Origin of the sequence: Streptomyces sp. NPDC048196, from assembly GCF_040652715.1 — a bacterium.
In the GTDB taxonomy this organism is placed as follows: Bacteria; Actinomycetota; Actinomycetes; order Streptomycetales; family Streptomycetaceae; genus Streptomyces; species Streptomyces siderophoricus.
The window spans coordinates 67122-85448 of sequence record NZ_JBEZMM010000001.1; the positions used below are offsets into that span (position 1 = coordinate 67122).

At 70.3% G+C, this 18327-nt stretch carries 18 protein-coding genes and 1 pseudogene; 13 read left to right on the forward strand and 6 right to left on the reverse strand.

Translation table 11 applies throughout. The features are described 5' to 3' along the window. Positions 1-117: 117 nt before the first annotated feature. From AB0E02_RS00305 to AB0E02_RS00320, 4 genes are all read left to right on the forward strand, one after another. A complete protein-coding gene (locus AB0E02_RS00305; RefSeq protein WP_362134310.1) occupies positions 118-732 on the forward strand; it encodes a DUF1326 domain-containing protein in 615 nt (204 codons plus the stop codon). Next, complete coding sequence (locus tag AB0E02_RS00310; RefSeq protein WP_362134312.1) at positions 729-1487, forward strand: DUF2182 domain-containing protein; 759 nt, start codon at positions 729-731, stop codon at positions 1485-1487. Before AB0E02_RS00305 ends, AB0E02_RS00310 begins: the two co-directional genes overlap by 4 nt. 339 nt (positions 1488-1826) lie before the next feature. Further along, entirely contained in the window at positions 1827-2390 is a 564-nt protein-coding gene (locus AB0E02_RS00315; protein ID WP_362134314.1) for a ferritin-like domain-containing protein, read from the forward strand. A 138-nt stretch (positions 2391-2528) separates the two neighbouring features. Continuing rightward, complete coding sequence (locus AB0E02_RS00320; RefSeq protein WP_362134316.1) at positions 2529-2918, forward strand: STAS domain-containing protein; 390 nt, start codon at positions 2529-2531, stop codon at positions 2916-2918. An 87-nt stretch (positions 2919-3005) separates the two neighbouring features. On the opposite strand, the gene AB0E02_RS00325 is transcribed toward AB0E02_RS00320, so the two are convergent. Then, positions 3006-3341, reverse strand: a complete 336-nt coding sequence (locus tag AB0E02_RS00325; protein ID WP_362134318.1) for a hypothetical protein — start codon at positions 3339-3341, stop codon at positions 3006-3008. A 325-nt stretch (positions 3342-3666) separates the two neighbouring features. Between AB0E02_RS00325 and AB0E02_RS00330 the strand changes: the two genes are divergently transcribed. Then, entirely contained in the window at positions 3667-4269 is a 603-nt protein-coding gene (locus AB0E02_RS00330) for a hypothetical protein (protein WP_362134320.1), read from the forward strand. Between the two features lie 118 nt (positions 4270-4387). On the opposite strand, the gene AB0E02_RS00335 is transcribed toward AB0E02_RS00330, so the two are convergent. Next, complete coding sequence (locus AB0E02_RS00335; protein ID WP_362134322.1) at positions 4388-5365, reverse strand: zinc-binding dehydrogenase; 978 nt, start codon at positions 5363-5365, stop codon at positions 4388-4390. Between the two features lie 137 nt (positions 5366-5502). Here AB0E02_RS00335 and AB0E02_RS00340 point away from each other — a divergent pair, with 137 nt between their 5' ends. Continuing rightward, positions 5503-5847, forward strand: coding sequence for a transcriptional regulator (locus AB0E02_RS00340; RefSeq protein WP_362134324.1), 345 nt, complete (start codon positions 5503-5505; stop codon positions 5845-5847). A gap of 50 nt (positions 5848-5897) precedes the next feature. Here AB0E02_RS00340 and AB0E02_RS00345 read toward each other — a convergent pair whose 3' ends face one another. Then, on the reverse strand, positions 5898-6410 hold the full coding sequence (locus AB0E02_RS00345) for a GNAT family N-acetyltransferase (RefSeq protein ID WP_362134326.1): 513 nt from the start codon (positions 6408-6410) through the stop codon (positions 5898-5900). A 346-nt stretch (positions 6411-6756) separates the two neighbouring features. On the opposite strand from AB0E02_RS00345, the gene AB0E02_RS00350 reads away from it, so the two are divergent. After that, positions 6757-9327: a HEAT repeat domain-containing protein gene (locus AB0E02_RS00350; RefSeq protein ID WP_362134328.1), complete on the forward strand. Its 2571-nt coding sequence runs from the start codon at positions 6757-6759 to the stop codon at positions 9325-9327. A gap of 207 nt (positions 9328-9534) precedes the next feature. Here AB0E02_RS00350 and AB0E02_RS00355 read toward each other — a convergent pair whose 3' ends face one another. Then, positions 9535-10248 (reverse strand): SDR family oxidoreductase, encoded by a 714-nt coding sequence (locus AB0E02_RS00355; protein ID WP_362134330.1) that lies wholly within the window; start codon positions 10246-10248, stop codon positions 9535-9537. Positions 10249-10359: 111 nt separating this feature from the next. Between AB0E02_RS00355 and AB0E02_RS00360 the strand changes: the two genes are divergently transcribed. Then, a complete protein-coding gene (locus AB0E02_RS00360; protein WP_362135516.1) occupies positions 10360-11238 on the forward strand; it encodes a helix-turn-helix transcriptional regulator in 879 nt (292 codons plus the stop codon). Positions 11239-11262: 24 nt separating this feature from the next. Here AB0E02_RS00360 and AB0E02_RS00365 read toward each other — a convergent pair whose 3' ends face one another. Further along, positions 11263-11820: a DinB family protein gene (locus AB0E02_RS00365; RefSeq protein ID WP_362134332.1), complete on the reverse strand. Its 558-nt coding sequence runs from the start codon at positions 11818-11820 to the stop codon at positions 11263-11265. Between the two features lie 340 nt (positions 11821-12160). Here AB0E02_RS00365 and AB0E02_RS00370 point away from each other — a divergent pair, with 340 nt between their 5' ends. The 4 genes and pseudogenes from AB0E02_RS00370 (at position 12161) to AB0E02_RS00385 (ending at position 16495) form a co-directional block, all read left to right on the forward strand. Continuing rightward, positions 12161-13063 carry a GNAT family N-acetyltransferase gene (locus AB0E02_RS00370; RefSeq protein WP_362134334.1) on the forward strand — a complete coding sequence of 301 codons (903 nt, stop codon included), beginning with the start codon at positions 12161-12163 and terminating at the stop codon, positions 13061-13063. Between the two features lie 114 nt (positions 13064-13177). Further along, positions 13178-14167 (forward strand): BtrH N-terminal domain-containing protein, encoded by a 990-nt coding sequence (locus tag AB0E02_RS00375; protein ID WP_362134336.1) that lies wholly within the window; start codon positions 13178-13180, stop codon positions 14165-14167. A 214-nt stretch (positions 14168-14381) separates the two neighbouring features. Beyond that, positions 14382-16043 (forward strand): annotated as a pseudogene (gene ctaD / locus AB0E02_RS00380) (cytochrome c oxidase subunit I); the annotation flags it as partial. Between the two features lie 74 nt (positions 16044-16117). Next, on the forward strand, positions 16118-16495 hold the full coding sequence (locus AB0E02_RS00385; protein WP_362134338.1) for a hypothetical protein: 378 nt from the start codon (positions 16118-16120) through the stop codon (positions 16493-16495). A 78-nt stretch (positions 16496-16573) separates the two neighbouring features. Here AB0E02_RS00385 and AB0E02_RS00390 read toward each other — a convergent pair whose 3' ends face one another. Beyond that, on the reverse strand, positions 16574-17245 hold the full coding sequence (locus AB0E02_RS00390; RefSeq protein ID WP_362134340.1) for a TetR/AcrR family transcriptional regulator: 672 nt from the start codon (positions 17243-17245) through the stop codon (positions 16574-16576). Between the two features lie 111 nt (positions 17246-17356). Between AB0E02_RS00390 and AB0E02_RS00395 the strand changes: the two genes are divergently transcribed. Further along, the gene (locus AB0E02_RS00395) at positions 17357-18280 is read left to right on the forward strand and encodes an alpha/beta hydrolase (RefSeq protein ID WP_362134342.1); all 924 of its coding nucleotides are present in this window, start codon (positions 17357-17359) and stop codon (positions 18278-18280) included. Positions 18281-18327 lie beyond the last annotated feature (47 nt).

Here is an 18327-nt window from a genome sequence, read left to right on the forward strand (position 1 = left end):
GGATCTGCGCGACGCAGGACCGTCGGGAATAGCATGGAAGAGAGCGACACCGGGACGGGGCGCACAGCCCGATGCATTCCCTTCGCGGCGGGGACGCGAAAACAGGGAGGAAGAGCCATGTCCTGGAATCTGACCGGCACGTACCTGGAGAGCTGCAATTGCGACGTGGTGTGCCCGTGCACCACCTCGGGCCTCACCGCTCCGGCCGACCACGAGCGCTGCCAGGTGACCTTCGCGTTCCATGTGGACAGCGGGAACGTGGACGGCGTGGACGTGTCCGACCGCAGCGTCGCCGTCTTCGTCGACGGGCCCCGGGTGATGGCCGAGGGTGACTGGCAGGTGGCGTTGTACATCGATGCTTCGGCCGACGACGGTCAGGCAGAGGCGCTGGGCAAGATCTTCTCCGGCCAGGCAGGCGGGCCGATGTCGGTGCTCACTCCGTTCATCGGCGGGGTCCTCGGCGTGCAGCGCGTTCCGATCGCCTACCGCGACGACGGCCGCCGCCATGCCGCGCGGGTGGGCGACGCCATCGACATCGAGATCGAGGACCAGGTCGCCCCGCAGTACGGCGAGGACGGCCCGGTGATGAGTCTGACCGGCATGTTCCATCCGGCGAGCAGCACGTTGACGATCGCCCGGTCCACCCGGGCGACGGGCGCGGGTGTGTACGGCCGGTCCTGGGACTTCACCGGCGGCAACGGACACTACGCGCCCTTCACGTGGGCGGCGTGACCGGCAGACCGGTCACCGCCCGCGGCACGGCGGGCTCCTCCGGGCTGCTGCTGGTCGCGGCGGCCGCCGCGTGGGTCTGGGTGGTGACGCGCTGGGGCGGCATGCCGGCGATGCCCGGCACCATGGGCCTGGGCCTGCCCGCTTTCCTGGCCGTGTGGACGCTGATGATGGCCGCGATGATGTTGCCCGCCACGGCTCCCGTCGCCGCGCTGTACGCACGTACCCTCACCGTGCACCGGGCGTCGCGCATGGCCGTTTTCACGGTCGCCTACCTGATCGTCTGGGCCGCGGCCGGACTGCCGGCCTACGCGCTGGCCGTCGGCCTCGGCCGGGCGGCGAGCCTCCCCGCCGGGGTGGGGACCGCAGCAGCCGCGGCCGTGTTCGCGGTCGGCGGCGTCTACCAGCTGACGCCGCTCAAGGACCGCTGCCTGGCGAGGTGCCGCTCACCGCTCGGACTGATGCTGCGCTACGCCTCGTACCCGGGGCGCTCGCGCGATCTGCGTGCCGGCGCCCACCACGGAGCCTTCTGTCTGGGCTGCTGCTGGTCGCTGATGGTGCTGCTGGCGGCGTTCGGGCTGATGAACCTGTGGGCCATGGTGGTGCTGGCCGCCGTGATCACCGCCGAGAAGCTCGTTCCGGCCGGTCGCCTGGTGGCCCGCGCCGTGGGGATCGCCTCGCTCGCACTGGCCGTCGCCGTGGTCTGGGTTCCGGCGCTGGCCCCGGGCCTGACCGGCGGCGGAATGACCGGGATGTGAGGACGGGCCGTCCCGGCCGGGGGCTCGCACCCTCCTGAACGCCGCAAGCGCGTACGCGGCGGCCCGGCCCACCAGGCACTCACCGCGCATCCCAACTCCCTTTCCGCGCCTGCCCGGAAGTCGTCCGGCGGCCGACCGGTGACGCGGGTCCCGTTCGAGGAACCAGGAATAGCCCCTGATCATCGGGGCAGGCGATGCATCGGCACAGATCAAGCACGACATCCGACATCCGTTCTCCCGGTTCGCGGAATCGCAGTGACTGGATCTCCCAGCGAGGTGAGGGGAATTCCCCCGGAGCACGGGTGACGGTTCGGACGGAGAGGTGGACCGGAGAAGGTCATGGCTGAATTCCTCACGGATATCGAAACCATCCGCGAGCGAGCGCGCATGGAGATCGAGAAGGGCCCGATCACGGATGCCTACGGCGCGGACCTGGAGCGGGTTCTCCAGGTGCTCAACGAGGCCCTGGCCACGGAGATCGTCTGCACGCTCAGGTACAAGCGGCATTACTACACGGCGTCGGGGCTGTATTCGGAGCCCGTCGCGGCCGAGTTCCTGGAACACGCCGCGGAGGAACAGCAGCACGCCGACAAACTGGCCCAGCGCATCGTCCAGCTCGGCGGTGAACCGGATTTTGACCCCGACACCCTGACGAAGCGTGCGCACGCCGGGTACGACGCCAGTACCGACCTGGTCGAGATGATCAAGGAGGACTTGGTCGCCGAACGCGTGGCCGTGGCCTCCTACACCGAGATCACACAGTGGCTGGGTGACGGCGATCCGACGACCCGCAGGGTCTTCGAGGAACTCCTCGCGCAGGAGGAGGAACACGCCGACGACCTGCGCGGCCTGCTGGAGCGGATCCCCCGGAAGACCACGAACGAACCGTCCGACCGCCCCTGACCGGGTGTTCGGTGTCCACTCGGCGAGCGAGGACACAGTCGAGGACACAGCACATGCGCGAGGACCCGGTGCATGAGCGAGGCACAGCGCATGCGCGAGGACACAGCGCATTGTCGACACAGTGAGGGAGCCCCACACATGTCTGATTCCGATCTGTTGAGCGTGGAAGTCACCGTCATCGACGAGCGGACCGCGATGGTCGCGGTGCGCGGTGAGCTCGACACCGACACCGGTATCGCCCTGCACCACCAGCTCGCCAATCAGCTCGCGCACGGCCGGCGGTATCTCGTGCTCGACCTGCGGGAGGTTCCGTTCATGGATTCCTCGGGGCTGAACGTCATCATCAGGGCGCACAACGACACCCGGCAGGTCGGCGGGAGTGTGCATCTGGCCGCCGTGTCACCGACCGTCCGGAGACTGCTCGACCTGACGGGGATCAGCTACACCACACCGGTCCGGGACACTCCGGAGGAAGCCCTGTTCGAACTCGCCGCCGCCTCCCTGCCGGAGTCGACTCCACCCTCCTGAGCGCACCCGCCGGGTTTCCCGGGGCGCAGAACGGGATCGTCCGGCCCGGCCGGGTCTGCTCAGGAGTCGCTGGTCAGGAGTTGCTGCTCAGGAGTTGGCGAGCGCCACCACGACGATGATCACCGCGGGAATCGCCAGGCCGGCCAGCACACAGCCGCAGCCCTTCGACGTGGCGCTGATGGCCTCCCGCGCCTCGGTCCGGCGGGCCGCGTGCTCGGCCGTCCGCACCGGGCGGAGGGCCCGCCAGACGGTCCGGCTGATCCAGTACGGGCTGGTGACCACGTAGAAGACGCACAACGCCGCGTAATACAGCGCCTCAAGGATCTGCGCGACGAAGGCCACCACGGCCAGTACGGGAAGCATCAGCAGGATCATCCCTGCCGACTTGCCGGCGGCCCAGGCATCCCAACTCGGCTTTTTCACCGGCGATGAGGGGAGTTTCCGCTGCCTACCGGTGGCTGCTTGAGCGGTGGTGGCGTGCGCGTTCGCGGGGGCCGTGGGAGGGCCCGTCGGCCGGTCGTCGTACGGGTCCGCAGGAGATTTGCTTGTCTTGCTCACGCCGGAAAGGTATCTGGGGCGCAGCAGCGGCGACGATTCGGCTCCGGGCGGCTGCTGAGCGTGACCCACACCCTCCAACGCACGCTAGCTTGAGCAACATGGCTTCTCGACCCGGCTTTTCCCTCCACTCTTCCCTCCACGGCTTCCCATCTGCCTGGCCATCCGTCTCTGTTCCCGGAGAGAGCAACTGATGACGTTCCGGGAGCACATGGTGCAGAGGGCGGCGCGTGCCCTGGCGGAGTTCCGCGAGGAACCGGCCTCCGGGATCTATGCCGTCACGTTCCGGATCGACAGCGTCGACCAGGACCCGCGCTTTCCATACCTGGCGATCGGCTACAACACCGACGCGGAGGTGAGCCGACTGCTGGCGACGCCGAGCCCGCCGGACCCCTGGGACGCCCGTTGGCACTACGCCTACTTCCCCTCGTCCGGGCTGGAGGGCATACGTATCTGTGGCCACCATCGCCAACTCGATCCACTCGGCGCCGAGTTGCACCGGCGGGAGGCGAGGGCGCAGGGCCTGTGGTACGAGGACGGCGACGAACTCACCGGCCCGGAGCGGGATGCGCGGAACGAGCGCCTCGACGAAGGGTTCCACGCACTCTGCGTCGACCTGGCGCGGCAGCTGCACACCGGCGGTGGGATCACCGCACGACTGGGACGGCCGGTGCCGGTGATCCTCTACGACATGTTCCAGCCCGACGAGATGTTCACCCTGACCAGAGCCGCCAACCCGGCAGATCTGGTCGCGGAGTTCCTGTCGCAGGACCCGGAGGGGCAGGTGCCGCTGTAGGGATGATGCGAGCGGAGGGTGCGGCGCCCAGAACGGCCGCGGGAGTGCAGCGATGCCCCCCTGACGACGGCGTCTGGCTCGACCGCGAGCACAGCGTCGGGGATCCGCTGCGCTGTGCTCAGTCGGTCGTGCGCAGCAGCAGCTTGCCCGTCGAGGTGCGCCCGCCCATCAGCCGGTGGGCCTCGGCCGCGTCCGACAGGGCGAACTCCGCGGTGATCGGGAGCGCCACGGTGCCGTCGACGACGGTGCGGAAGGCCCGTTCGGCCAGCGAGCGCAGCGCCTCGGGTGCCGACTGCGCGAGCGCCAGGATGGAGAAGCCCGCGACGGAACGGCCTTGCGGGTAGAGCTCGGGCTGTCCGACCTGCCACGGCTCGGCCCCGCCGGCGTTGCCGAAGGAGACCAGGCGGCCGAAGACGGCCAGCGCGTCGAGCCCGCGGCGGAGGGTATCGCCGCCCACCGGGTCGAGTACCAGGTCGACGCCCCTGCCGCGGGTGACGCGGCGGATGTCGTCGGCGAAGGTGTCGGCGGTGAATACCTCGTCGTAGCCGTGCTTGAGGGCGTGCCCGGCCTTGGCCGTGGAGGAGACCACACCGTACACAGCACCCGCGCCGACCGCCCGGGCCAGCTGTCCGGCCACGGTGCCGATACCTCCTGCCGCGCCGTGCACCAGCACGCTCTCTCCGGCGCGCAGGCGCCCCACCTCGTGGAGCAGGGCATGCGCTGTCGGCAATACGGTGGGCAGCGCGGCCGCGGTCCGTAGGTCCAGGCCCTCGGGAAGCGGGAAGACAGTGGTGGTTTCGGCGGCCACCACCTCCGAGTAGGCGCCGCTGTTGACGAGTGCGACGACCTCCTGCCCCGGACGCAGCCCCTCGACGCCGTGGCCGACGGCCCGGATCCGTCCGGAGACCTCCAGACCTGGCCGGAACGGCAGCGAGGCCACCCGGTACCCCTCGGCGCGTGCCTTGAGGTCCGCGAAGTTCACGCCCACATAGGCGGTGTCGATGGTGACTTGGCCCGGCCCCGGGGAGGGGGCTTCGGCCTGCACGACCTTGAGTACCTCGGGGCCGCCGTACGTCTGGAACTCGATTGCACGCATGGGTGGGACGCATCCTTCGACAGAGTGTTCAATGGAAAGCGAACACTGGCACTGTACGATGCTCATCGAACACTCGGCAAGCGGCCGGCCACACAGGTGTCCGGCGACGACGCGACGCGCACGGTGAGGAGAGGGATATGGCGAACCAGACTGAGGGCAGCAGCCACCGCGCGGCGCCGGTGCACACCGATCCCGAGGACGTTTCCCTCCTGACCGCGTTGTCCGCGCTCGCCGACTCCGTGCGTTTGACGCTGGTCCGCGAGCTGGCGGGCTCCGCCGACTGGACCCGTAGCTGCGGCAGCTTCGACGTACCGGTCGGCAAAGCCGCACTCAGTCACCACTTCTCGGTCCTGCGCGGCGCCGGACTGGTCGAACAGCGCGACGAGGGGCCCAAGCGGGTCAACCGACTGCGCCGGGAGGAGTTCGACGCGCGCTTCCCCGGGCTGCTCGATCTGATCCTCCGCGCCGACGAACCCGACTGAGCGACCAGCGACCGGGTGGGTCGGCGGCAGGCCGCCGACCCACGGGGTCATCAGTCGTGAGGATTCAGCTTCGTGACCCTGAAGCGGGCCACGTTCTCCTCGGTCGAACAGTGCTGGAAGCCGGCCTTTTCCAGTACGCGGACGGAGGCCGGGTTCGACAACTCCACGGTGGCGACCACGGTGTGGACGCCGGGCACGGTGAGCGCGAACGCGGCGAGGGCACGCGTGGCCTCAGGGGCGTAGCCCCGGCCGCGGCGGGAGGCCACGATGCCGTAGCCGATTTCGAGGATCCCCTCGTTGGGCGGCCAGAACAGGCCGATGGAGCCCACCACCAGGCCGCCGGCGCGCTCGATGATCAGGCGGTGGCCGTGTTCGCCGAGCCAGCCGGGGTGCTGGTCGAGGAGGCCCGCGATGACTCGGTCGCCTTCGGCGGGGAAGTCGTCGGCCCAATGGGGCGACCTGGTGTCGTCGAGGGCTGCGGTGGCCTCGGCCGCGGTCCAGGGCCGGAGAACGAGGCGGTCGGTGGTCAGCTCAGCGTGGGGGGATGTGAGGGAGGAAGCCATGTGTCACTCCTGGTCGTTGGAACGACCCGGGCCGCGCTCTGCTCACGCGGCGGGCCGGAGAAGGGCATGCTGAAGAGAGCCGTCGGCGGCCATATTCATCAACCTCCCTTGTCCCGTGATCACGCGCTTCCTGCGCCGCGTGACAGTAACAACGCCCTCAGGCAAGGGCAAAGCATTTTCCCGTCGATCAGACGGGCGCGGAGCGCCGGAGTGGTTCCCACACCGGGATCCGCGCTCGCCGACGTCCACCCGGTCAACGGGGGTCGCGTCAGGGGCGGGTAGCGCGGATCCCGTTACCCGGGCCCGGGAGGCCCACGGCCTCGTCGCGCTGTTAGTTTTCTGCGACATGAACGACGTGGACTGGGCCGAGCTGACGCACGCGTACGGAACCGCCGAGGACGTCCCCGGCCTGCTGCACGACCTGCGGTCCGACGACGCCGTGACCCGGGAGCGCGCGCTGGACGCGCTGTATGGGGGCGTGCACCACCAGGGTGACGTGTACGACTCGACGCTCGCCTGCATACCCCACCTCCTGGCCCTCGTGCAGGACCCGGGCGCGCCCGACCGGGGCCCCGTCATCGGTCTGCTGACCAGCATCGGCGCCACCGCGCACGCTGCTGCCGAAGAGGCCGGGGACACCATGCCCGACCCGGAGGCGGCGCTCGCCGAGGCGGCTGCCGCCGGGTGGGAGCCGGACGAGTGGTGGGAGGAGTACGCGTGCGCCCACGGACTGCTCGCCGGGCGGGCGCTGGCCACCGCGGTGCCGTCGATGGTGCGGCTGCTCACGGACGCCGACCCGGACGTGCGGGCGGCGGCGGCCACGTTCCTCGTGCGGTGCGCCGACGAGCCGGAGGCGTTGCTGCCCGCGCTGACGGGCTGTCTGCGCGCCGAACCGGTCCCGGCCACCCGGCAGTCGCTCGTCGAGGACCTGGCCGACCTGCTCGGCCGGCTCACCGACCACGAGGCCGGCCGCGGCACCGGGGTCGGCGAGCGGACCGGGCATGTCCAAGAGGCGGTCGACCTGCTGCGCCGCCTCGCCACCGGGGCGCAGTCGGACGAGGCCACGACCGGCCCCGACTCCGGAGCGGACCGCACCGGGGAGCCGCCAGCCCTCGCGGAGACGTCCGACCTCGCGAAGGCATCGGATCACGCGAAGGCATCGGGTCGCGCGAAGGCTTCGGATCGCGCGAAGGCATCGGCCCTCACGGAGGATCCAGCCACCGTCCTCACCGCGCTCACCGCCCTCGCGGCGCACGCCCCCGACGCGCTGCCGCCGAACGTCGCCGACCGGGCCATCGCGGCCCTCGACCGGGCGAGCGGTCGGCCGGCGCCGCCCCCGGAGAGCGGCCCGGACTCCGGCACGATGCTCTCCTACCTGCGCGACCTGCGCGCGCAGGCCTACCCCGGGGCCATCGAGGCGCGGCTGGTGGACGCCGTACACGACCTCCACGGAGCGCTCGGCGATCGGCTGCACGACCGCCATCGGCTGGTGCTGCACGATCTGCGGCGTACCGCGCCCTGCGTGCGCAGCGACGTTTTCGACCGGGTGAGGGAGCTCTACGGCGGCTGGCGAGTGCCCAAGCCGGAAGCGGCGGAGGCGGCGGCCCTCCTCGGTGGGGTGCTCGCGGCGTACGCCGAGACCATGGAGACGCAAACCGAGGACGGCACGGCCGACGACGCCGGATCCGCGGCCACCCCCGGCCCGGACGCACGAGTCAGTCCAGCCACCTCCGGCTCGGACGCACGCGTCACCGCAGCCGCCCCCGGCTCGGAAGCACGAGTAAGCGCGGCCACCGCTGCTGCCGCGGCCGAGGAACTGCGTTGCTGCTGCCTGCCGTTGACCGCCGGCATCCTGGACGCCGCCCACCGCATCGCCGACGCTTCCGGTTACCGCACCGGTCACGGATGGGAGCGGGACGCCGGCGGCGAGTGCCTCCAGCTCCTGGTGGCCGCCGAGGACGAGCGGGGCGCCCGGCTGCTCGGGGAGTTGCTGTACGGCAGGGCGCTCCCTGAGGGGCTGCCCGGCTGGTGCCGGGACCTCGGCCCGCATGCCGCCGGGATGGTGCCGGAGTTGGGGGCCCGCCTACAGCAAATCGCCGAGCGAACGGCGGAGGAACCGGGGGACGACCACGCTCTGGACGAGGCCGCCCGTCTGCTGTCCGCGCTGCGGTCGACAGGCTTCGACGAATCCGCCGGCGTGATCGCACCCTTCCTCGACGCACTCGCCGAGCAGGCGGAGAAGCAGGGGACCGGACTGCACCGAGCCGGAATCCACCTTCTCGCGTCACCGGACGGCATCGGTCCCGACGCCGCCGACCACACAGGGCTGCTGTGCCGCCTCCTCGCCGACCCCTCCCCGTACGCCCGGGTCGGTGCCGCTCGGGCGCTGTGGCACGCCGGACAGGACGCGGCGGAGATACTGCCGGTGCTCACCGCCGCCGTGGAGAACACCGTCGAGAACACCCATGACTGGCACGCCGGTCACGAGGCGTTGGAGCTGGCTGCGGTGATGGGCCCCGCGACGACCCCACTGGCGCCCGCCGTCCGAGCCTGCCTCGACGCGCCGCATGCCGGCACGCTCACCGCCGCCCGCGCGGCGCTGGCCCTCCGGGCGATGACCGCGGGCACGGGCAACGCGGCGGACCGGCCCGCCGCGGACCGGACCGCCGCGGACGCCGCGCTGCTCACGGCGTGGCAGGCCGATCGCTCGGTCCGCTCCGTCATCGCCGCCGGACTCGATCGCGAGGACCCGGCCACGCCACTGCCACCCGGACTGGCCGTCCTCCTGCGCGACGAGCTGGCCGACCCACGTCGTCTGGACAACCCGGGCCGGCCCACCCGCACGCGCTTCCGCCACGACACCGCGGCGGACGAGAGGTTCTACGCCCAGGCCACCGCCCTCCTCGCCCGCGCATGAGGCTCGGCTCATCGCTCACGGCACGCCTCCGTGGCCACCCGAGGGCGTTCCAGAACGCGCAGTGGTGGCGGCGCTGAGCCCTGCGGGTGGGGACGATGTGGTCGGGGGCTACACGGTAACCACGTCCGCCGTAACCAGGGATGATGCGTCCCTTCACAGACATGACGCGGCGCCGACCGCGAGACGGGCGGCGGCGCCGGTGCGGGTTCACATGAGGCGGTGGCCGCCATCGACATGCAGGACTGTCCCGGTGACGAATCCATTGCGCATCACCGAGACGAATGCCTGGGCGATGTCGTCGGGGGTGCCGATGCGCCGGACCGGGAGCCGTCCGGCCAGCTCGGCGAACGCCGCCTGCTTGTCCATGCCGAGTTGGTCCCAGATGGGGGTGTCCACCCAGCCCGGTGAAATGACATTGACCCGCACCGGGGCCAGTTCGATCGCCAGCCCGTAAGTCAGCGAGGCGAGCGCGCCGTTGGCAGCGGCCACGATCGTGTTGGAACCGTTCGGCCGGTAGGCGTTGATGCCGGAGGTGTAGGTGATCGAGCCGGTCACCCGGCCTGCTGCGTATTTACCCACGAGCCACGCCCCGAGCAGTTTGGTGTCCACAACGGACCTCGCGGTGGCCGAGGCGACCTCGGCGGTCCGGCCGTAGGCCCCGCTCGCGTCCATCGCGGTGACCGCCACATGCTCCACCCGCCCCACCCCGGCGAACAGTTCGGCCACCTCCTCTTCGCGCCCGATGTCGGCCCGTACCGTGCCGACCTTTCCCCTTGCGGCTCGCTCCAACTCCGCCTGCGCCGCGCCGAGCCGGTCCGCGGACCGGCCGGCGATCGTTACGTCCATGCCCTCGGCCAGCAGGGTCCGGGCCAGGGCCAGGCCCATGCCGGAGCCGCCTCCGATGATGAGTGCGTCAGTCATGAGCCGAGGTTCCGCCGTCCGCTGCCGGGCCGGGAAGGCCGTGCGGTTCCTGGGTGCGATACGGCCACCCAGGAACGGCTCCCCGATGGCACACTCGACGGCGTGAACGCGATGGCTGAGTTCCTTCGGATCCGGCGCGGGCGGATCGGCCCGGCCGACGTCGGTCTGCCCATCGGGCCGGGCGCCCGGCGGGCCCCCGGACTGCGCCGCGAGGAGCTGGCCGCGCTCGCCGGGGTCAGCATGGACTACTACACCCGCATCGAACAGGGCCGGGAGACCGCGCCCAGCGACGCGGTGCTCAACGCACTGGCCCGAGCCCTGCGGCTCACCGACGACGAGCACACTCACCTGCTCGCCCTGGCCGACCGCGCCGCCGGGCGGACGCCGCGGCGGCGGCCCGTCGAGCCGCAGCCCGTACGCCCCGCGGTGCGACTGCTGCTGGAATCGCTCCGGCCCGGCCCGGCGTACGTACTCAGTGACGTCAACGACGTGTTGGCCGCCAACCCGGAGGGCCTGGCCCTGATGCCGGGGCTCGACGACTGGCCCCCCGCCCGGCGCAACACGATCCGGTACACCTTCCTGCACCCGGCCGCGCGGACGGTCTTCGCCGACTGGGACCGGGTGGCCGGCAACTGCGTGGCGCACCTCCACACCGCCGAGGTCACCGCACCCGAGCGGACCGCCGCCCTGATCACCGAAATGTGCGCGGCCAGCGGTGAGTTCGCCGCGCTGTGGCGCCGGCACGACGTCCGGGTGAAGCGCGGCGGTCAGACCGCGTTCCAGCACCCGGTCATCGGCCCGCTCACCCTGGCCAACGAGATACTCGGCATCGCCGATGACGGCCAGCGCATGCTCGTCTATCAGGCCGCGCCCGGCACCGCCGAACACGACGCGCTGCTCCTGCTGGCCATGACCACCGAGCAGGTGGGAGCGCCCATGACCAGCGTTGCTGAGTCACGTCATGGGCGTCCCCCTCATGGGCCCGCATGAGGGTCCGTCCCCGCCCGCTCTGCACTAGCCCATGCTCTTGGCGCCATCCATGGACTCGCGGATGATGTCGGCGTGGCCGGCGTGCTGAGCGGTCTCGGCGATGATGTGCGTCAGTACCCGGCGGGCCGACCACTGGGCGTCGGCCTCGAACCAGGGGGCCTTCGGCAGCGGCCAGGAGGCCCCCAGGTCGGGCAGAGTGGCCACCACGTCATCGGTCCGGCGGGCCACTTCCGCGTAGTCGTCCAGCACACCGGCCAGCGTCTCACCGGGCAGCAGCCGGAAGCCGTCTGCACGACTGGCCCAGTCGGCCTCGGTCATCGCCGTGAAGTCCGGCATCGCAGAAGGACCAGTCAGGATGAAGTCGACCCAGTTCTTCTCAACCGCGGTGACGTGTTTGATCAGGCCGCCCAGGCACAGTTCGCTGGCGGTGGCCCGCAGCCTGGCCTGCTCGTCGGTGAGGTCACGCGTGGTGAAGCGGAGGAAGCCCCGGTGCTTGTCCAGTGCCTCAAGCCATTCGGCGCGCTCGCCGCTGACGGCCGGACGCTCTGCCTGGTCACGGATGGCCTGTTCGTTGCTGCTCATGGTCGCTGCCTTTCGGGTGTTCCTGTTGCGTCGGTGAGACCACGCTAAGGCTTATATAGGTCAGCCTCTGTCCTCAATCGATCACGAGGGCAACCGATCGAGCGTGGCGAGGCGTGCGCCGTAGCTCCCGCGGCCGACAGCAACTACGAGGCGGCGAACCCTGGAGGGAATTCGATGGACGTCCGGGAGCGGCCTCGCCTAGGCTGAGCGCACGCCCATGACCACAAGGAAGGAGGCGAGAGCGATGCCGATCGCGACAACCATGCGCTCCCGCCCCGTCCACCGGGCGTTGCTGGTCTGACTCGGGAGCGCGTCACTCTCCCGAAGGACTGTTTCATCCATGACTGAACTGGTCATTCGTCCGCTCATCGCGGGCGAGACGCCCCTGTTCGCCTCGCTGCCCGACCCCGGCCTCGTCGGCCGCGCCGTCCTCGGCGACGTGTACGGCATGATCGCCGACGGCGGTCAGTACCGGCCCGAATGGACCTGGGTCGCCCTGCGCGACGGCGTCGTGGTCGCCCGCGCAGCCTGGTGGGCCAAGCCGGGGGACGAAAAGCCCATCGCCCTCGATTGGTTCGACTTCACCGATGCCGAGGCCGCTGTCCAACTGCTGCGCACCGCCCCGCTGCACGCCGAATACAGCCTGCTGCTGCCGCCGGACTGGCGCGAGAAGCCGGAGGTGCGGGCGGCAGCGGAGGCCCGAACGGCCGCAGCGGAGGCGGCCGGCCTGCGGAAGCTGGTCGAGCGCTACCGCTACAGCTGGACCTCCGACTGCGCGCTGCCCCAGCGCACCGGGCGCCTGGCGTACCGGCCGGAGCCGGACGACGACGTCCTGCGCGGCGTGGTGCGCCGGATCCAGGAGGGCTCGTTGGACGCTCATGACGTGAACGACATCGCGACATACGGCAGGGATGGCGCCGTCGAGGAGCTTTTGAGGATCCTCAGCTGGATGCCCTCCCCGCGCGACTGGTGGCGCTTGGCCTACACGCCGGCCGGCGAACTGGCGGGCCTCCATGTCCCCGCCCACAATCCCTCGGGCCCCTGCATCGGCTTCATCGGGGTCGTGCCTGAGCAGCGCGGCAACGGTTATGCGCGAGACCTCCTGATCGAGTGCACCCACGACCTGGTGGCGCGGGGCGCGACGCGCATCGCGGCTGCCACCGACCAGTCGAACCTTCCGATGGCGGCACATTTCGCGAGGGTCGGCTATCCCATCAGCGAGGAACGCATCGACTTCGTCTGACCGGACCGGACCGGACCGAGCCGGACCGATGAAGCGAACCCTCACGCACCACAGGGGCGGCGCCGAACTTCGAAAAGAGGGGGGAGCCGCCGCTGTGGTGGAGGAAGCTATGGCATGACCACCGTAAGAGACATCGATGCCCGCGGTACGCAGCACTGTGAGACGACAGCTCTGGGGGTACTGCTACGGCACCAAGGACTCGATCTGTCCGAGCCCATGCTCTTCGGCCTCGGCTCCGGTCTGTCCTTCATCTACTGGGACAGCAAGAACATGGGCTTCCCCTTCCTCGGGGGACGGGTCAAGCCCTTCGACCTCACCAGAACCCTGGCCACCGGACTCGGGCTGCAACTCCAGGTCCAGGAGACCACCTCGCCCCGCAGGGCTTGGGAGAACGTGGCGACCCCCCTCGACGCCGGCCACCCCGTCGGGCTGCAGCTCGACTGCTACCACCTGGACTACTTCGCCTCGAAGGTGCACTTCGGCGGCCATGTCGTCGCCATGTACGGCTATGACGAGCACGCCGCCTACCTGGTGGACACCGACCAGCAAGGCGGAGCGGTATCCACCAGCCTGACCAGCCTCGCCCAGGCCAGGGCCGCGCGGGGCCCGATGACCGCCAAGCACCGCTCCTTCACCCTCACCGCCCCGAGGGACCTGCCCTCCCCACAGGGCCGGATCGTTCCCGCCATCACCGCCTGCGCCGACGCCTTCCTCAACCCGCCCATCGCCAACCTCGGCCACCGGGGCATCGAGAAGGCCGGCAAGCTGGTACCCACCTGGCTCCAGCGGACCGACGCCCCGCAACGGGACCTCCCGCAGACCGCGCTCTTGATGGAGAAGGCCGGCACCGGCGGCGCCCTGTTCCGCAACCTCTACCGCGACTTCCTCGCCGAGTGCACCGAACTGCACGACAGCAGCCGTCTGCGCACCGGCCTGGGGCTGTACACGGAGGCGGCCACCCTGTGGACGGAGGTGGCAGCCCTGATCACCAGGGCCGGCGAATCGGGTGAGACAGCATTCCTCCTGCAGGCCGGCACGATCCTTGGCGCTCTTTCACGTCTGGAACGCGAGGCCATGCAAGCGCTGAGCCGCCTGGAGGCGTGAGGCATCGAGCACACCTACCTGGCCGCGGCCCGCGCCGCCTTCACCACCGGCACCGCCTCGATCTGCGACGACAAGGCCCTGAGTACTCCAGTCAGGGCATGACCGCATCCCATTGGCGGCGTTTCGACCGCTGAAGACGGCTGTCCGGCTCCTGCCGCGGCCAGGATGGCGACTGACTGGCGAGCCAACCGCGAGCATCGGGAGAGACCCACCAGTGAGCATCCGCAACGAACCCCACGGTGCCGCGGCAGCCGAGGACTCGTACGAAAACGAAATCCCGCTCAAGGGCAAAGAGCCGGGCAACGTCGTGGTCAGGTGGCTGACGACCACCGACCACAAAACCATCGGCACCCTGTACCTGGCGACGTCCTTCGCGTTCTTCCTCATCGGCGGGCTGATGGCGCTGGTGATGCGCGCCGAACTGGCCCGACCGGGCCTGCAGATCGTGTCGAGCGAGCAGTTCAACCAGGCATTCACGATGCACGGCACGGTGATGCTGCTGATGTTCGCGACGCCGCTGTTCGCCGGCTTCACCAACTGGATCATGCCGCTGCAGATCGGCGCGCCCGACGTGGCATTCCCACGGCTGAACATGTTCGCCTACTGGCTCTACCTGTTCGGCTCGACGATCGCGGTGGGCAGCTTCCTCACCCCGCAGGGCGCGGCCGACTTCGGCTGGTTCGCCTACTCCCCGCTGTCGGACGCGACCCACTCCCCGGGAGTCGGCGCCGACATGTGGATCATGGGCCTGGCCTTCTCCGGCTTCGGAACCATCCTGGGCGCGGTCAACTTCATCACCACCATCATCTGCATGCGGGCCCCGGGTCTCACCATGTTCCGGATGCCGATCTTCACCTGGAACGTGCTGCTGACCGGTGTGCTGGTCCTGCTGGCCTTCCCGGTCCTGGCCGCCGCGCTGTTCGCCCTGGAGGCGGACCGCAAATTCGGCGCCCACGTCTATGACCCGGCCAACGGCGGCTCGTTGCTGTGGCAGCACCTCTTCTGGTTCTTCGGCCATCCAGAGGTGTACATCATCGCCCTGCCGTTCTTCGGCATCGTCACCGAGGTCATCCCGGTGTTCGCCCGCAAGCCGATCTTCGGCTACATCGGGCTGGTGGCCGCGACCATCTCGATCGCCGGCCTCTCGGCCACGGTGTGGGCGCACCACATGTACGTCACCGGTGGCGTGCTGTTGCCGTTCTTCTCCTTCATGACGTTCCTCATCGCCGTGCCGACCGGTGTGAAGTTCTTCAACTGGATCGGCACGATGTGGAAGGGCTCACTGTCCTTCGAGACGCCGATGCTCTGGGCGATCGGCTTTCTCGTCACCTTCCTCTTCGGTGGTCTGACCGGTGTCATCCTGGCCTCCCCGCCGATGGACTTCCATGTGTCCGACTCGTACTTCGTGGTGGCGCACTTCCACTACGTGGTCTTCGGGACGGTGGTGTTCGCGATGTTCTCCGGCTTCCACTTCTGGTGGCCGAAGTTCACCGGCAAGATGCTCGACGAGCGCCTGGGCAAGATCACGTTCTGGACGCTGTTCGTGGGCTTCCACGGCACCTTCCTCGTCCAGCACTGGCTCGGCGCCGAGGGCATGCCGCGGCGCTACGCGGACTATCTGGCGGCCGACGGCTTTACCAGCCTGAACACGGTCTCGTCGATCAGTTCGTTCGTGCTGGGCCTGTCGATGCTGCCGTTCCTCTACAACGTCTGGAAGACCGCCAAGTACGGCACGCCGGTGGGCGTCGACGACCCGTGGGGCTACGGTCGTTCGCTGGAATGGGCCACCTCCTGCCCGCCGCCGCGGCACAACTTCCTCACCCTGCCGCGGATCCGCAGCGAATCCCCGGCGTTCGACCTGCACCACCCCGAGATCGCCGAACAGGACCACGCGGCGTACCTCGGCAAACGTGACGCGGTGGAAGCACCCGGACATGAAGGCGACCGGCCGTGACCTCCCCGAGCCGTCAAGGGGCACCGCTGGACCGGCAGAGCGCCGCACTCGCCAACGAGGTCGAGGGCTATCTCCTTGCGCAAGCCGAACGTGAGCAGGCACGACGCGAGGCCGCAGCTCTCTGCGCGCGTCTGACCTGGCTCACGACGGGGCAGGCCGAAGAGCTCGCCCGCCACTACACCGAGCAGCGCCTCGGTCTGACACGCCAGGCGCTCCAGGCCACCGCCGACCGGGCCAAGCGCCTGCGCGGCGAATACGAGGCCCGCTACGCCGCACTGCGCCGCGCCTTGCTCAGGCGGCATGCCGCCTGTGCTTGCCTGCTGTTCCTCTGTTCCACCGCGGCCGGTGCGACGGCTCGTCTGCTGGGCAGCTGACCTGACCTGCCCTTGCCTGGACAGGACCAGAACCAGGGTCAGGGAGCTCGCCGAGGAGTATGGCCGACTGCGACCAAGTCAGCCCAGCACGCCGGTCAGGGCTCGGACCACCACGACGTCGAACCGATCGCGGGGGTTGCCGTCGGGCGGAGAAGCGGCGAGCAAGGCGGTGATGCGGGGGTGGCTTCCTGTGGCGGCAACGTGGCGTAGGTAGGCGGACCGGCGCGTGGCGCTGGTGTCCGTGGCCGCCCTTTCGTTCTGGACGAACAGTGCGGTCAAGCCGCTGATGAGGGCGAATGCCTCAAGTTTGGCGGCGGGGTCGGCCGGGTGGTCGGCGAGCACGTCGAGCACGTGCTCCAGGAGGTCGATCCCGTGGGGGCCGAGGGTGGGGCGGCCCATGACCATGGCGGGTAGCCATGGGTGACGGTGCATGATCTGCCGGGCCTGGCGGGCGAGGGTGAGCAGGTCGGCCTGCCAGTCGCCGCTGGGAGCGGCGAGGTGGTATTCGCTCGCGGTGCTGTCGGTCATCAGGTCGAGCAGCTCGTCGCGGGTGGCCACGTAGCGGTAGAGCGAGGCAGCGCCGGTCCCCAGGACTGCTGCGACGCGGCGCATGGAGACGGCCTCCAGGCCCTCCCGGTCGGCCAGTTCCACCGCGGCGGCGGTGATCTCGGCACGGCTGCGCTCGGCCCGGCGTCCGACCGGCGCCTGCTCCGGCCGCATCCAGATCACCGGCTCCTGCTGTTCTGCCACTGCCACCTCCCACGTTGCCACCAGCCTACCCATCGCATACGGTGTTCGCATACGTCGTTCGCGAACATCGTATGCGAACAGCGAAACGGTTTTGTGAAGGGGAGGGACGCGATGCCGCGCTTCGCGCACAACGACGAGATCCGGATCGCCTTCGAAGACCTTGGCGGCACGGGCGGCGACCCGCTGCTGCTGGTCATGGGCCTGGGGGCCTCACGATTCTGGTGGCCGGACGGCTTGGTGGCCGAACTGGTCGGCCGCGGTTTCCATGTCGTGGCCTACGACCAGCGCGACGCGGGCGAATCCAGTCACCTGCCCAACCGGCGCGTCGGCCCGCCGGTCAAGGCCCTGCTGCACCGCAAAGCTCCGGCCTACAGCGCCGAGGACCTCACCGACGACGCGGTCGCCGTCCTCGATGCCCTCGGCTGGGAAGGCGCCCACCTCTTCGGCCACTCGTTGGGCGGGCTCGTCGCACAGCGCACCGCGATCCGCCATCCGAAGCGCGTCCTCAGCCTGGCCACCTCCTCGGCGGTCCCCAGCGACGCGAAGGGCCTGAGCGTGCTGCGTTACCTGCGCCCGGCATGTCTGCCCCGCTTCGCCCGGCTCCACTACCCCCAGACACCTCAGGGCGACCTGGACCTGGCCGTGGCCATCGCCCGCATCCTGGCCGCGACCGACCAGCACATCGACGAGCGCGATGTGTGCGAGTTCGTGGACAAGGAAGCGGCGCACCAGGTCGCCAGCTTCCGCGACCAGGTGGCGCAGAGCCGCCAGATCGGCGCGAAGTGGCAGGGCGGCCGGCTCGCCCGGATCGCCGCGCCGACCCTCGTCCTGCACGGCGAGAGCGACCCGCTCCTGCGGGTGGCGGCCGCGCGCCACATCGCCGCGGCCATCCCCGGAGCCCGACTGCGCACCCTGCCCGGGGTCGGCCACTTCCTCGCCCGCGATGTCTGGGCCACCTACGCCGGCGAACTGCGCGCGCTCGCCGACCGTGCTGCCGACAGGCAACCGGGGATCAACGGGGCCCCGGGCAGGTAACCGGCGGCCGCCGCCCAAACCCCTCCTCCGCGTTCAATGGAACCGGC